The organism is Sphingobacterium populi (genome assembly GCF_001586775.1).
Lineage (GTDB): Bacteria > Bacteroidota > Bacteroidia > Sphingobacteriales > Sphingobacteriaceae > Sphingobacterium > Sphingobacterium populi.
In genome coordinates, this window is the sequence record NZ_LQXS01000002.1 from 476,040 (window position 1) to 490,958 (window position 14,919).

Sequence of the window (14,919 nt, forward strand, 5' to 3'; positions counted from 1 at the left end):
CTATTTTATAGATCGGATATCTCCTCATCACGACGCTCCGATAGGCTAACACACAATTTATCAATTCTGTGAACATCCATGTCAATGACCTCAAAGGTTAGGTGTTGGAACGATATTGTATCGCCTTCTTTTGGAATCTGGTCTAATAGTAGAAATACCAAGCCAGCCACCGTAGTAGTGCCTGCGAGATCATTTTGCTCCTTCTCTGAAGGAACGAGATGGAAGAAATGGAAAAAATCATCGATCTGATAACTTCCATCTACTATGTAGGTACCATCTGTGCGCTGGCGAATGTGTTTATGGTCACTCATATCCTCGACCGCAAATCCGCCGACCAAATTGTCCATGATGTCATACATTGTAATGATACCTTGCGGGCTACCATATTCATCTACTACTGCAGCCTGAGTTACCTCTGATTGCCTTAATGATTCTAAGGCAGCATATGCAAAACTATTTTCGTGTACGAAAGGTATTGGCTTCATCAATTCTTCTAAATTCAACACACTGCCAGTGAGGTACGCCTTAAATAGTGCTTTGCTATGTACTACTCCAATGATTTTGTCAAAAGATCCATCGCACACCGGGTATTCGGTATGCTCTGCACTCAAGATAAACTCCCGGTGCTGTTCGAAACTATTATTGATATCGAGATACGTGATCTTGCTGCGGTGCACCATCAAGTTGATAGCTTTCTTATCGCCTAAGCTTAGGATTCGATCTACCAGATCATGCTCAATATGCTCAATGATTCCACTGCTTACTCCTTCATCTACGAGTGCTTTGATTTCCTCTTCGGTAACGGTCTCACGTACGGTGCTGATTTTGAAAATAGCGCTGATGATATCGGTTGATTTATTGAGTAACCATGTAAATGGGCGGATCAATTTATTCAAAACCATCATGGGTTTGGCGATCCACGTAGCGTAGCGCTCGGGATTGGCGTTGCCCATGCGTTTTGGAATCAATTCGCCAACGACCAATGCCAGATACGTAGTCACCAAAACGATCATTGTAATCGCTACTGGTACACTATACGGTGCGAGCCACGTGATCTCTGCTAGACGATTAGCCAGCGCGGTGGCGATGTGACCGCTACTGATCACGCCTATAAGAATACCTATTAAAGTAATGCCAATTTGTATAGTCAGCAGAAAACGATTTGGATTATTTTTTAGTAATAATACAGCGGCGGCGGTACTTCTATTTTTGCGGGCACCGACTTGCAGTCTTGATTTTCGACTGGCTAATATGGCTGTCTCGGATGCCGCTAATATGGCATTCAATAATATTAATAAGAGGATAATACCAACTTCTGTAATCATAGGTTTCTATACCATGTATTTAGTAGGGACAAAGTTTCGTAAAGTTTGTTTGTTTCAAGTTTATAGAAAGCAGTGTATTAGTAAAGTGATTTGTATAGCGATTGGGGAAAGCAACTGTCGAGAAAAATAATGGTCGTGAATTTTTCATTCACGACCTAATGCTTGGTTGTTGAGTACGACTACAATGGGCGAATCCAAATATTACGGAATCGTACCAAATCTCCGTGATCTTGTAAAATGATGGGGCCCGGTCCATGCGCTTTCATCACAGGCATTCCGATATATTCTGTTGTGCCTTCGATTTGTGTGTTATTTTGTACTAAAACACCGTTGTGTAGTACCGTGACGGTAGCTTTTGCGATTAGCATGCCATCTTTATTGAACTGGGGCGCTTTGAAGATGATGTCGTAAGTGTGCCATTTTGATTCATTGGCTCTCACTTCGACCAGTGGTGGACGCTGCTTGTAGATACTTCCTGCCTGCCCATTTACGTAAGTGGGATTATTATCGTTATCCAGCACTTGTATTTCATAAAGTCCTTGTAAGAAAATACCGCTATTCCCGCGCCCTTGACCATTACCTTTCACTACGGCGGGACTTTGCCACTCTACATGCAGTTGAAAGTTTTCGAATTCTTCTTTAGTCTGAATATCTCCGCTACCGGGTTTTACTTCGAGCTGTCCGTCTACGACCGTCCAGTCGGCTTTTGCTTGATTGTTTTTTTGACTAACCCATTGCTGCAACCCGTTGCCGTCAAAAAGGCTGATTGCATCGCTGGGTACGCCGTTTGCTGCCAGTGTTACTACGGGAGGTTTGGGCGTGTAAAATTCTGTATCCTCGGGTTTGAATTGTGTTTGAGCCATAAGTGATGATGTAGCTGCTATCATTAAGATCGTACAGATATAGCGTTTTTTCATGTATTATAGTAGTTTAAATTAGATGAATCATTTGATTTTTTTGTTTTATACTTGCGGGAGTTTGTAGCCATTGTTGTATTTAGCCACTAATAGCTCGTTGGCCGATTTGTCCGTAAAGTTTCTCTTTGATTTATCCCAATACAATTTTTTGCCTGTGCGATAAGCAATATTTCCCATTTGCGAAAAGATGGCAATATTGGCACCAGCTTCTATTGGAGCTTTCAGAATTTTGGGATCATTGCTTCGGATGGCATCTGCGAAGTTGACCATATGTTTTTCCAGTCCATTATCTTTTGATCGTTGCAATGCAATCGCTTGCATTCTGTCTCCTTCTGGAATTACTTCCCAGCCTTCTCGGTTTAGTACCAACGTTCCTTTATTGCCAATAAATGATACTCCGTGATTGCGAGAGTAAGGACCAAGATCAATGCCATTGGCATGTTCCCATTGAATATTAAAATCATCAAATTCAAAAACGGTTGTGAGCGTATCTGGGGTTTCAGCCGCATCATCAGGATAGGCAAACTTTCCGCCAGAAGCCATGATCGATTTTGGATCTGCCGCTTGCATTCCAATTAAAGCATAGTCGAGCATATGCACGCCCCAATCGGTCATCAAACCGCCAGCATAGTCCCAGAACCAGCGAAACTCGAAATGAAAACGATTTGGGTTGAATGGTCGCCGTTTTGCCGGCCCAAGCCATTTATCATAATGGACACCTGTCGGTACCGCTTCATCAGGTTTTACGGGAATGCTTTTCATCCAGCCCTGATAGGCCCAAGCTTTTACTAAACGGATCTTTCCTAATTTACCAGAGTGTACAAAATCGATCGCATCAGCAAAATGCTGCTGACTGCGTTGCCATTGGCCTACTTGTACAATGCTGTTATACTTTTGCGCCGCGGCAACCATGCTTCGCATTCTTTGATAGAATTACCGATTGGTTTTTCCACGTACACATGCTTACCCGCTTTGACAGCATCTACCATTTGCAAGCAGTGCCAGTGATCGGGCGTAGCAATGATGACAGCATCTACCAGATCTCCTTTTAATAGTTCTTGATGGTCAATAATTCTTTTGACTTTGGTGGTTTGCAATTTTTCTACCTCAGCGATTCGCTTATCTAAGATCCGCTCATCAACATCGCAAAGAGCCGTACAGACAACATTAGGAACTTTTAGTAAAGCGGTCAGGTTGGCCCAGCCCATGCCATTTACGCCAATCAATCCAACCTTAATGGTTCGTTGGTTATTGGCAAATAGGCCAGTATTCCACATTGCTCCGGACGCTGCCAACAGGCCGGCATTTCGCAAAAAATCTTTTCTTTTCATAGGTTTATTCTATCATTGCGGAGCGGTGCGCTCCGGTTCACTAATTGTTAGTCCATCTAAGATAGTCAATACTTTACTAATTTTCTATATCACATGCATTTCAAATGTAGTGGTGGAATGGTAATATCACGTCTTGTAAAGTAAAGATTTTGTTGGAATTGCCTGAAAGCAGATTTCAAACTTGCTCGTAGGAGCATTTAGTTTTAGAAATAACAAATATTCCCTATCTTGGATCATCTACATCAACCTATTGAAATGATAACCAATATATTGAAGCAATCGTTAGCAGCGGTTAGTATAATGACAGTGTTTTGCGTTCAAGCACAAGATAAGCATGAGCGATATGTACAACAGTTGGAGGGTACTAGTCTACAATTTTCTATGGAAGCGATTCCTGGTGGAGAATTCGTAATGGGCAGTACGCAATCTGGTGTTGCCGACGAGCAACCAGCGCACCGTGTGCTTATTGCCCCATTTTGGATGGGGACGTTTGAAGTTACGTGGGATCTCTACGAACCATTTGTGTACAAAGATCTTGAAGTGAGGCACAACAAGCAAGAAAAACTAGATCCTAATGTAGACGCAGTGACTCGCCCAACCAAACCGTATTTGGACATGACGTTTGGAATGGGAAAGCAGGGACATCCAGCGTTGGCCATGACGCATTACAATGCGATACAATTTTGCAAATGGTTGTACGCACGTACGGGCGAATTTTATCGATTACCAACGGAAGCCGAATGGGAATATGCCTGTCGAGCTGGATCTACCACAGTTTATCCGTTTGGAGATGATGAGACAGCATTAGGTGATTATGCCTGGTTTGCACCGAATAGCGGCGGTAAAACGGCTGCGGTTGGAAAAAAGAAACCCAATGCTTGGGGACTTTTTGATATGTTGGGGAACGTGGCCGAATGGACTTATGATCAGTACGATGCTGATTATTACAAACAGTATGCTAACGGAGTAGCCGAAAATCCTGTATTAATACCGACCAAGCTATATCCACATAGTGTACGTGGCGGATCTTTCGAAAGTGCTGCGCAAGAACTGCGATCAGCAGCACGCATGGCATCGGATCCGATATGGAAGCAACTTGATCCACAGATTCCAAAATCCAACTGGTGGTTTCCAGAAGCGCCTTTTGTAGGAATGCGATTGGTGCGACCCGTGACCAAGCCCTCGCATGAGGAAATTATGGCCTATTATGATAAAGCTCCTATCAAAGACTTCTAACTATTATCTATTCTAACAATAAATCTAAAATGATGAATAACTTTAATCGACGTGATTTTATGAAAGCGGGCACGACCTTGGCCGCGAGTACATTTTTAGCATCTTCCAGCCTAGGCCGCATATTCGTGGCAGGGTCAGACGAAATCAAAATTGCCCTCGTTGGCTGCGGTGGACGCGGAACGGGAGCTACATTTGACGCATTTGCTTCTGGTCAGAACATCAAGCTGGTAGCGATGGCTGATGCTTTTCAAGACAACCTTGATTCTACGTACAATACACTTAAAGAAAAATTTGGAGATAAGGTCGATGTACCAGATAGCCGTAAATATGTAGGCTTTGAAGGATACAAAGCAGCAATCAAAGATGCGGATGTGGTATTATTGGCTACGCCTCCCGGATTTCGACCAATGCATTTTGAAGAAGCCGTAAACGCGGGGAAACACGTATTTATGGAAAAACCGGTGGCTGTCGATATTCCAGGTGTGCATCGAGTTTTGGCGGCGGCCAAAGAGGCAAAACGCAAGAAGCTCAACGTCGTTGTAGGCTTACAAAGACGTTATCAAAATAATTATAGAGAAGCGATCCAACGTATTCAAGATGGCGCTATTGGTGATATTCATTCGGGACAGGTTTATTGGAATAGTGGTGGCGTATGGGTAAAACCACGCAAGCCAGAACAGTCAGAAATGGAATATCAAATGCGTAATTGGTACTACTTCAACTGGTTGTGTGGTGATCATATTGTAGAACAACATGTGCACAACATCGATATCGCCAACTGGGTGAAGGGCAAATATCCCGTATCTATACAAGGAACAGGTAGCCGCGCACATCGTACCGACAAGGAGTATGGTGAGATTTACGATAATTTTGCTGTAGAACTTACCTACGATGATGGATCAGTGGTATATAGCCAATGTCGTCATTTTGAAGGTATCTCGAATCGGGTAGACGAAACGTTTCAGGGTTCTAAAGGTCGCGTATATCTTTCGGCTGGCAATCAGGCAGTCTTGTGGGACGCGCGCGGCAATGAAATTTATCGGCACGATCCAAAAGGCAATCCCAATGCCTACCAGCAAGAGCATAAAGAATTATTTGAAGCAATTGCCAACAATGAATATAAGTTTGACAATGCCGAGTATGGTGCATACAGTACATTAACTGGTATTATCGGGCGTTTAGCATGCTATACCGGAAAGGTAATCCGTTGGGATGATGCACTACTTTCTCAGATTGATTTATCGCCAGAAAAGTATGCTTGGGATGCCAATCCAAAAGTGCTGCCAGATAGCAACGGTATTTACACCGTGGCTGTACCAGGCATCAATACTGAATTATACATTTAGTACATGCGACAAGTATTCGCAGCTCTAATACTATGCTTCATGGTCTTTTGCAGTGCAGTAGCACAGCAAAAGACTTTTTTTATGGAAGGTAAGGCACAAGGCACCACATATCAAATTCAATACCTAGCTGAACATGAAATTGTCTTTAAATCTTCGATAGATAGTGTGATGCATACCATTGATCAATCGATGTCGTTGTATCAGCCTCATTCACTCATCAGCATGTTTAATAGACAGTATCATTATGAACTGTTGATCGATACGCATATGCAGAACGTTCTCCGTGAAGCATTTCGCGTGCACGAAAAATCAAAAGGATTATTTGATATCACGGTGAAGCCGCTAGTAGATTTATGGGGTTTTGGATCAGAAGGAATAGATGACTACCCTAAGCAATCGGCGATCGACACTGTATTATCATACGTCGGGATGAACAAAATTTGGCTTCAGGGAGACGTATTGCATAAGCAAGATTCGCGGATCGCCATTGATCTAAATGGTATTGCACAAGGATATACGGTAGATGTGGTTGCGCAATTATTAGACAAATCGGGCATTGAAAGTTATTTGGTAGAAGTAGGAGGAGAAATCCGTACAAAAGGTACCAAAGTAGATGGGAATAACTATGAAGTAGCCATTGAAAGACCTGTTGGCGCGGAATCTTCCACTTTTGTTTTGCAACTTGCAGACCTTGCGGTGACCACATCAGGCAATTACCGTAAGGTAGCAGAATACGAAGGCAAGAAAGTACATCATCATATGAATCCAAGTACCGGATATCCGCTACAAAATAATGTGGTTAGTGCAACTATTATCGCACCTACCGCTATGCAGGCAGATGCATACGACAATGTATTTATGGCATTATCACCGACCGAAGGAATTGCACTAGCCGAGACCCTGCCAGGTATAGAGGTTTATCTTATTTATGAGCAAGGTGGTGCTTACAAAGAAGCTTTTTCCGACGGGTTTATACCATATGTGAAGCCATAGTTTATGATACTAACTTTAGCGTGTTTACAAGTAAGGCCTGAAAGATCACTCTTTCAGGCCTTATTCTTTATCGGATAGTACGACTACTCGTATCCTGGGTTTTGTACCAATTTGGTATTTCGATTGGTTTCGTCGCGGTGGAAACACATGAAATACATTTTATCTTGCCATTGTCTGTTTTCGATACCCGGCTCTAGTTCTACCGGCGTGTACGTATAATTATAATTGTCTGGATTGTACTGGTATGTGCGTACTTGCGCTCCTGGCTTTAGGGTGCCAACTACATTGATTAATCGGATTTTTGAGCCAGTAGTTTGCGGAGCGATCATCCACCGTCGGGTATCAAAGAAGCGATGCTCCTCGAAAGCGAGTTCGATGCGTCGCTCATTGCGGTAGCGACTACGTAATTGATCACCTGCCTCTGTGATGGCTGGCATCCCTGCTCTAAAACGAATCTTGTTGAGCCAATTTTTAGCTTCTGCTTCTTCGCCCAATTCAATACACGCTTCTACATAATTCAATACAGCCTCTGTATATTTCAATACCGGCCAAGGAATATATTGGCGAGTATTTTGATCGACCACAGCAGGATCTGGATCCGTAAATTTACGGAAATAGTAGCCTGTGTACGAGCCATTCCAATCTTCGATAGGGCTATTTCGTGTGTCCAATCCTTGATGTGTAACTACATCGCCAGCCGCGTTATTGATCTGATAACGGCCAGTTTGGATTTGATTTGCTGGATCGCGGCCAGCTACATCAGATGTGCGAGGTTTCCAATCGGCGCCATCGTATAATATGGTGGCGTATAATCGTGGATCTCTATTCTGATACGGGCTAGCCCTGTGTACACTATTCTCCCATGAGAAACGTGTTCCATCAATCATTTCATAATCATCAACAAAATTTTGAATGGGGGTATTTCCTGCCCAGTTGTGGTATCCGTTAGGACCATTATTACGACCTATATAATTTCCTGCTTCATCTTTAAGATCAATGAAGTGGCGGGCAAGTAGCAATTCGGATACGCCATCTGCCGATACCGTTTTGCTACCACCTCCTAATGAGAGTATTTTGTAATGTTCTGTACCTTCTTCCGCGGTGGCTGGCGCTGTCAAATCCATTTGATAGCCCAAATTAGTCATACGTACGACCTCGAATGCCGCATCTTTTGCCTTTTGCCACCGTTCAGTACGGCTACCGCTAGTATATCCTAACAATTGTGGAGCATCGTATCCTGCCATAGTTGTCGCTTTGGAATTGGCAGTTGGGATATCGTGCAAATCGCTGGCGGCGTATAACAATACGCGTGCTTTGAGCGCTAAAGCCGCCACATCAGTAGCTCGGCCGGCAGCACGGCTTCCGCCAGTTAGGAGCTCTGCTGCGCGATCGCAATCATTAACTATAAAGTTGACACATTCTTCGTAGGAGTTTCTCTCTGCCATATAGTCGTCTTCACCGAGCTCGTAGACCCGGTCAATCAGCGGTACACCGCCGTAAAAGCGTAGTAATTGTTGATAATAATAAGCACGCAAAAAATACGCTTGACCGAGTAGGTTATTGGCTCTACCATTATCTGTAAACAAGGGTTCGGTAAGATTTTCAATAGCAATATTACAAGCTCTAATACGGCCATACAGCGGGCCATAGCCGTAGCTATCTTTGATCATGCCTTGATCTGCGGGGTTAGAGCGAGATTCGGTGATTGTATTGATACCTCGACCGGGGTGTGTAAACATCGATTCGTCGGTCAAAGAAGACTGCATTTCTTCGTCGAAACCACCTTGGCCTAATCCATTGTAGATCTCAAAAACAAAGGCTTCTGCTAAAGCAGGGTCGCCCCAGGTCACTTCTTTGGGTACTTCTTCCAATGGTTGCGTACTCACAAAATCATCATTACACGAAATCAATGATTGAGTAAATATGCAGGCAATTATATAAGTGAAAATTGATTTTTTATTGTTCATGATTCAAATTTTAAAAAGTTACGGCTGCGCCAAAATTGATAACTCTTGCTTGTGGATAATATTGGCCGGTCTGCGTAACAGATTCGGGATCGTATGCGGTCATCTTACTGATGGTAAATAAGTTTAGACCATTGGCGTATACCCTAAAGTTGTTCATGCCTATTCTTTTTGTCCACTCTACTGGGAAGTTGTAGCCAATTTCGACGTTTTTCAAGCGTATATAATCGGTGCTTTCTAACCAATAGGTATTGCCGCTCGAGTAGTATTGATCGCTACGGTCCGTAATCCGTGGATGTTCGCTACTAGGATTATCCGGCGTCCATCTATTTTCATAAAATTGTAATAGGTAATTGCCGATGGCGCCAGATTCTTCCGTACTCACAGGAAGCTCCGCACCAGCCGCTCCTTGAAATAGGATCGTCAGATCAAAATTCTTGTATTGCAGCCCTATGTTCATCCCGCCTTGGAAAGTAGGAATATTACTTTTGTCTCGACGTACGCGATCGTCGGGTGTGATTTTGCCATCGCCATCGTAGTCTTTGAATTTCATATCTCCTGGGCGTAGGTTGTTCGTGATTGCGCTATAATCAAGTGTGTTGGCGGCAATTTCTGCTTCATCTCTAAATACGCCATCATGAATATAATACAATCCAGCATTGAGCATTCTTCCGGTGGTGCGTTGCCATTCTGGTGCTCCAGCAGCTTCGTCCCAGAATAGAATTTTATTTTTGGCATATCCACCGTTTACATTGACGTTGTAGCGCAATTCTCCTATACTACCATTGTATCCGATGTTGAGGTCAAAACCTCTATTTTCCATTTTACCAATATTTTCTGCCGGTAGTGTCATACCAGTACTTTGAGGTACAGATGCATTTCGCTGCCACAATATACTGCTACGACGGTTGAGGAACATGTCAAACTCGAAGTTTACCTTGCCATTAAAGAGTTGTCCGTCCAAACCAATATTGTAATTGTTGGCTACTTCCCATGTGATGAAGCTATTTGGTACGCGTGTTTCATACAATGACTTTACTAAATTGCCGTCTACGATGTATGTACCAAATCCATACGTAGAGAAATATTGATACTCCTGTAGTTCGTCGTTGAAGAAGATATTATCATTACCCATTTGACCATAAGATCCGCGTAATTTCAAGGAGTTGACAAAGGAAACATTATCCTTCCAAAAGTTCTCTTCGGAGATACGCCATGCAGCTAGCACACCAGGGAAAAATCCATATCTGCTTGCTTGTGGGAACATGTATGATCCGTCGTACCGCCACAAGAATTCTGCGATATATTTTTCTTGATAATTGTAACCTAAACGGCCGAAGTAATTGAGTCGAGCACGCTCCCAAGCGCCCCCGCCATTGTCTTTCTCGGCATCTCCACCGGCAAACATTTGATCAATAGCGGAAGAGATAAAGTAACGTCTGAAGGCACTAAAATTGTCATTACGAATAGTTTCTCGGTTTACACCAGCCATTAAGTTAAAGCTGTGATTGCCAAAACTGCGGTCATAGTTAGCCATGGCTCCCAAGAGGATATTGAGTTGATCTTCATTTCCTTGGCTCAATGCTGGGTCAGGCCTTGGACCACGTAATCCTGGGATTAATTGTGGAGTTACGCCATCTGCTTCATATTCTCCTTGCCATGTGTATAGATACCATGGAATCTCCCAACGTTTGGTTTGTTGAATGTATTTGTCCGCAGATGCCGTACCGGTAAATTTCAGTCCTTCTACACCTGGCACTTTGATGTCGATCTGGCCATTGGTTTGGAAATAATACCGTTTGCTGCGGTCATAGCCGGTTTGGTCTGTTGTAATCACTACCGGATTTTCACCATGTTCGATGTCAGGTCCTGGAAGTCCATTCGGCCAAAATGCAGGTTGAGTAGGGTTGCCACGCATCAGCATCCGAAAGATAGTGCCCGCGCTTTTTGTCGGAAAATTGCGATCCTCCTGTCTGCCCAGCACGCCAACGCGCACACTAACATAATCATTAATCTCGCCTTCTAAGTTGATACGCATATCGTATTGGCTATAATTGGTGGCCGAGTTCTTATAAAATGCATCTTGTGTTTGGTATCCGACGGAGGTGAGATATCTAAAGTTATCTGACCCGCCGCTTAGTTGTAGATTATGCTGCGCTTGTGGTGTCCAATTTTTTAAGGTGGCGCCATACCAGTCGGTGTTTGGGTGACTCCACGGATTGGAGCCTTCTCGAAACAATTGAAAATCTTGTGGCGAAAAAGGCGCAGTTATCGTGCTCCCATTTGGTCGTTCGAAGAAACCCTGATTACGAAAAGCAGTATTTACAGCAGACCACTCACTTACAGGAAGCTTGAAGATTTCCAGTTCGTTACGCATTTCCGCGTATTGAGCGGCGTCGGCAAGTTGCGGAATATAAGTCGGCTGAGAGAATCCTTGGTTAAACGTGTACGACAAAGATGGTTTTCCTTCTTTACCTTGTTTGGTCGTTACTAAGATCACCCCGTTGGCCGCGCGTGCTCCGTAGATGGCTGCTGCCGCATCTTTAAGGACTGAAATATTGTCGATATCTTGAGGATTCAATCGCTCAAACCCACCTTGTCGCGCCGGTATACCGTCGATTACAATCAATGGCTCTGAGTTTCCAAAAGTATTCGTACCACGAATCCTGATATTGGAGCCGTCGTTACCAGGTTCTGCACTTCCTTGTGTCGCTGTAATACCTGCCATACGGCCTGCTAATGCATTAGATACATTTAATGTTGGCGATTTTACTAATTCAGCACTTTTCACAGTAGCTACCGATCCAGTGATGGTTTCCTTTTTTTGCGTGCCGTAACCGACAACCACGACTTCGTCCAAGTTCGATAAATCGTCTTGTAGCGAAATGGAAAGCGTAGTTCTTTGATTTACGGGCTCTTCCAGCGTTCTGTACCCAACCATTGTAAATACCAGTGTTGCATCAGGAGCAACATTTTCTAAAGAAAAATAGCCCTCGGCATTTGTACTCGTAGCAATCTGAGTACCTTTCACAACGACTGATACACCAGAAAGTGCTTCATTGCCAGACATAGAATTTACGCGCCCTGTAATTGTAGATTGTTGCAGGATGGACAGATTGCTTCCAGCATGCCATAAGGGCACGGAAGACTCTTTGGCCAATGAATCTTTTAGTGGAAAAGCTAAAAGTAACGTCAGCACAGGACAAAAAGTCTTTTTAAAGACTCGATAACGAATGTTCATAGTGTGAGGATGTAGATTTATAGAGTTAGTAGTTTATTAATCAATTAGTGTTTCGAGCTACGATTGAATTCGCAGTTCTGTTTTCATCGGTTGTCATAAACTTAGGGATTGTCATTTAACAATACAACTATCTACGTAAAAAAACTAATCAACTTTTCCTTTGTGGATGAAAAAAATAAATCACATTCTTGTGTGAAATAGGTAGTTGTTCTAGTGGGGTGTATAGTATGTATGCGATGCTTATACATTCTATAAGGCATTAATTATATGTGTTTTATAGAATGTTTTGTCAGGTGTTCCTGCACAAACGTTATTGCGTCAATTGTCTAGCGATTCTATTCAAAATAGGACAAAAGTTAAATTGATGCTTCAGGTGTTATTTTTTTAATGCATTTGATAAAATATATGCACAGAAAGATGTCTGAAATATCGAGTGGTGATATATATGATTTAAATGCTAACTCATCAGTTTTACAAAAAGAAAAATGTCGATCGTTGCTAAAAGATTGCGAGATATAGCAGCCGATGTCAGCATATGGATCGATTAGCGAGGATGTTTAAACATAGTGATCGAATGACCTTTGAATAAAAGGTCACAAATATTTGGCGCGTAAAGAGTTAGATCTTGTAGAATTTGTTATTGCAAGATTGGCATTTAAACCTTTTCAGAGGTAGGAAAAACAGCAGTACCTTGACGGTTGATGATCTTGGTACTCGTATTATGTAATTACTTTGGCCACAGTGCGGGCATTTGTGGGCACGCAGACTTTCTTTATTACTCAAAATAAATAACTAGTGTGTGTTAAAATCTTCGATCTTTTAAAGATTTTAAGTTTAATTTTTTTCTCAAATATAGTAAATAATTCTTTTATTGTCAATTTATTTTCTTATTAATGACAGTTGGTTTTTGTTTGCAAGGTAAATTTTGGTGTCCTCATGATGGATCTTTTTACGGGTAATAGCGTAAACATCTAATTGATTTGTTGCCTAATTTGCCGTAGCGCGCACTATGCTTAAAAGAAGCCTTGCAGTTTTGTGCTGGATCACAGCAAAGCCCGTGAACTGGTACATCCACGGGCTTTGAAGCAATGTTTTATGGACATTATCTTTCCCACCATACCTTAGTATAAAACCCGTCTTCAGCGATGCGATCAACTACCTCGCGATAGTTATCAGGATTGAATCGCTGTACATCATTATGATACATAAACCTGGATGGCATGATACCATCGTTTAACATGAACTCCGTTTTAGGCAGTGCTGGAAATCCTGTACGGCGATGTTCGTACCACTGTTGGTAATCGTTAAAGAACAACGCTAGGTATTTCTGGTCAAGCACGCGCTCCAAGGTGCCATCAAAGGCAGCGGCTGGATTATCGAAGTAATTATCGGGCATCGTACTATTTGGCCATTGTGTCAAGGCAGCTAGTACACCTTTCTCATATGCTTCTCTAGCCTCATCTAATTGTTGGAAATGCAAGGCTACTTCCGCTTTGATGAACTCTACTTCGGCGTAGCTCATGATTACTTGTATAATCGGTGTACCGATCGCATCATAAATCATCAAATTGCCATTAGGCGTACTTGGTGAATAATCAAATTGTGACTCATTTCCAGAGTGTGCGCTTGGTATACCTCTGTATCCGATCGTTTCTTGTTTTCCGTCTACTAGACGGCTGGCTTGCGTCATAAATAGCGGCCTGCGCGGATCTTCCAACTCATTCAACATGTCCACGAAGAAACTAGACATGGCTTCAAAATTGACATAATCTTGTCTTCGTGCCCAAGCATAGTTATAAGGTGCTACACCAGTGATCGTGAGCAATGCGGCTTCTGCATTGGAAGTGAAGATAGGATAGGTCGCTGGGTCGGCCAATATCTCGCGAATACGACTGTAGCTGTCGAAATCAGTACGTTTGGAAGTACGTAACAATAACCGAAGGAGTAGCGAATTATTAAACTTACGCCATTTTCCCTTATCATTATTGTATAAGATGTCGTTGCCATTCATGGTGGCATCGCTACTATAAATCTCATTGGCCTCCTCCAAATCTGCGATCATTTTAGCGTAAATCTCTTCCTGAGTATCAAATTTTGGTTGGCTTATTCCGTCTTCTGCTCGCAGAGCATCAGAAAATGGAACATCGCCAAAGGCATCGGTCAGTATGCCACCAATATAAGCTTGTAGAGTGGCAGCAACAGCATGATATGCCGGTTGGCCAAATGCATCTGCAGCTTCGCGCATTTCTCTTACATTGCGTAGCCAAGTATAGCAAGTATTCCAGGTTCCGTTTCCAGCTCCTGGTGTCAGGTCATAGCGGTGTACACCCAATTGTACACTCGGATTGGGCAATCCGACTTGCATAATCTGCCACGTGAAATCGTAGCTTCGCACGGTAAAATAATTGCTCATGCCATAGATGGTTGGCGTTACCAAACTACCTGGCGTAACTTGCTCGATACGATTGGGGTCAATGTTTAGCTCATCAAAATCATTGGTGCACGATGATTCAGTAAACAAGATGGACGCTCCGAGGAATATATAGATAAGTTTTTTCATCGTTTT

The 14,919-nt window shown here is 42.8% G+C and carries 10 protein-coding genes; 3 read left to right on the forward strand and 7 right to left on the reverse strand.

The window, feature by feature from the left end; all coding sequences use genetic code 11:
• Positions 1–5: 5 nt before the first annotated feature.
• The 4 genes from A0125_RS06380 to A0125_RS16070 form a co-directional block, all read right to left on the reverse strand.
• The gene (locus A0125_RS06380; RefSeq protein ID WP_066753748.1) at positions 6–1,325 is read right to left on the reverse strand and encodes a hemolysin family protein; all 1,320 of its coding nucleotides are present in this window, start codon (positions 1,323–1,325) and stop codon (positions 6–8) included.
• Between the two features lie 179 nt (positions 1,326–1,504).
• On the reverse strand, positions 1,505–2,242 hold the full coding sequence (locus A0125_RS06385) for a 3-keto-disaccharide hydrolase (RefSeq protein ID WP_066753750.1): 738 nt from the start codon (positions 2,240–2,242) through the stop codon (positions 1,505–1,507).
• 45 nt (positions 2,243–2,287) lie between these two features.
• Positions 2,288–3,154 (reverse strand): Gfo/Idh/MocA family protein, encoded by an 867-nt coding sequence (locus A0125_RS06390; protein ID WP_231863146.1) that lies wholly within the window; start codon positions 3,152–3,154, stop codon positions 2,288–2,290.
• Positions 3,112–3,573, reverse strand: coding sequence for a Gfo/Idh/MocA family protein (locus A0125_RS16070; protein ID WP_231863147.1), 462 nt, complete (start codon positions 3,571–3,573; stop codon positions 3,112–3,114). The genes A0125_RS06390 and A0125_RS16070 overlap by 43 nt, the downstream gene beginning before the upstream one ends.
• 255 nt (positions 3,574–3,828) lie before the next feature.
• On the opposite strand from A0125_RS16070, the gene A0125_RS06395 reads away from it, so the two are divergent.
• Genes A0125_RS06395 through A0125_RS06405 form a run of 3 tightly spaced genes read left to right on the forward strand, consistent with a single transcriptional unit; the run spans position 3,829 to position 7,148 of the window.
• Entirely contained in the window at positions 3,829–4,809 is a 981-nt protein-coding gene (locus A0125_RS06395) for a formylglycine-generating enzyme family protein (protein ID WP_082784928.1), read from the forward strand.
• Between the two features lie 29 nt (positions 4,810–4,838).
• A complete protein-coding gene (locus A0125_RS06400; RefSeq protein WP_156472441.1) occupies positions 4,839–6,155 on the forward strand; it encodes a Gfo/Idh/MocA family protein in 1,317 nt (438 codons plus the stop codon).
• Positions 6,156–6,194: 39 nt separating this feature from the next.
• A complete protein-coding gene (locus A0125_RS06405) occupies positions 6,195–7,148 on the forward strand; it encodes an FAD:protein FMN transferase (protein ID WP_066753757.1) in 954 nt (317 codons plus the stop codon).
• 83 nt (positions 7,149–7,231) lie between these two features.
• On the opposite strand, the gene A0125_RS06410 is transcribed toward A0125_RS06405, so the two are convergent.
• From A0125_RS06410 to A0125_RS06420, 3 genes are all read right to left on the reverse strand, one after another.
• Complete coding sequence (locus tag A0125_RS06410) at positions 7,232–9,115, reverse strand: RagB/SusD family nutrient uptake outer membrane protein (protein ID WP_066753759.1); 1,884 nt, start codon at positions 9,113–9,115, stop codon at positions 7,232–7,234.
• A 10-nt stretch (positions 9,116–9,125) separates the two neighbouring features.
• Positions 9,126–12,353: a SusC/RagA family TonB-linked outer membrane protein gene (locus A0125_RS06415; protein ID WP_082784930.1), complete on the reverse strand. Its 3,228-nt coding sequence runs from the start codon at positions 12,351–12,353 to the stop codon at positions 9,126–9,128.
• A 1,102-nt stretch (positions 12,354–13,455) separates the two neighbouring features.
• Complete coding sequence (locus A0125_RS06420; protein WP_066753761.1) at positions 13,456–14,913, reverse strand: SusD/RagB family nutrient-binding outer membrane lipoprotein; 1,458 nt, start codon at positions 14,911–14,913, stop codon at positions 13,456–13,458.
• Between the last annotated feature and the right edge of the window lie 6 nt (positions 14,914–14,919).

Bases quoted from the DNA above. Each gene is read 5' to 3' on its own strand.
- A0125_RS06395 (WP_082784928.1), top strand. From the start codon at position 3,829: ATGATAACCAATATATTGAAGCAATCGTTAGCAGCGGTTAGTATAATG.
- A0125_RS06405 (WP_066753757.1), top strand. From the start codon at position 6,195: ATGGTCTTTTGCAGTGCAGTAGCACAGCAAAAGACTTTTTTTATGGAA.
- A0125_RS06415 (WP_082784930.1), bottom strand. From the start codon at position 12,353: ATGAACATTCGTTATCGAGTCTTTAAAAAGACTTTTTGTCCTGTGCTG.
- A0125_RS06420 (WP_066753761.1), bottom strand. From the start codon at position 14,913: ATGAAAAAACTTATCTATATATTCCTCGGAGCGTCCATCTTGTTTACT.
- A0125_RS06390 (WP_231863146.1), bottom strand. From the start codon at position 3,154: ATGGTTGCCGCGGCGCAAAAGTATAACAGCATTGTACAAGTAGGCCAA.
- A0125_RS06380 (WP_066753748.1), bottom strand. From the start codon at position 1,325: ATGATTACAGAAGTTGGTATTATCCTCTTATTAATATTATTGAATGCC.
- A0125_RS06385 (WP_066753750.1), bottom strand. From the start codon at position 2,242: ATGAAAAAACGCTATATCTGTACGATCTTAATGATAGCAGCTACATCA.
- A0125_RS16070 (WP_231863147.1), bottom strand. From the start codon at position 3,573: ATGAAAAGAAAAGATTTTTTGCGAAATGCCGGCCTGTTGGCAGCGTCC.
- A0125_RS06410 (WP_066753759.1), bottom strand. From the start codon at position 9,115: ATGAACAATAAAAAATCAATTTTCACTTATATAATTGCCTGCATATTT.
- A0125_RS06400 (WP_156472441.1), top strand. From the start codon at position 4,839: ATGATGAATAACTTTAATCGACGTGATTTTATGAAAGCGGGCACGACC.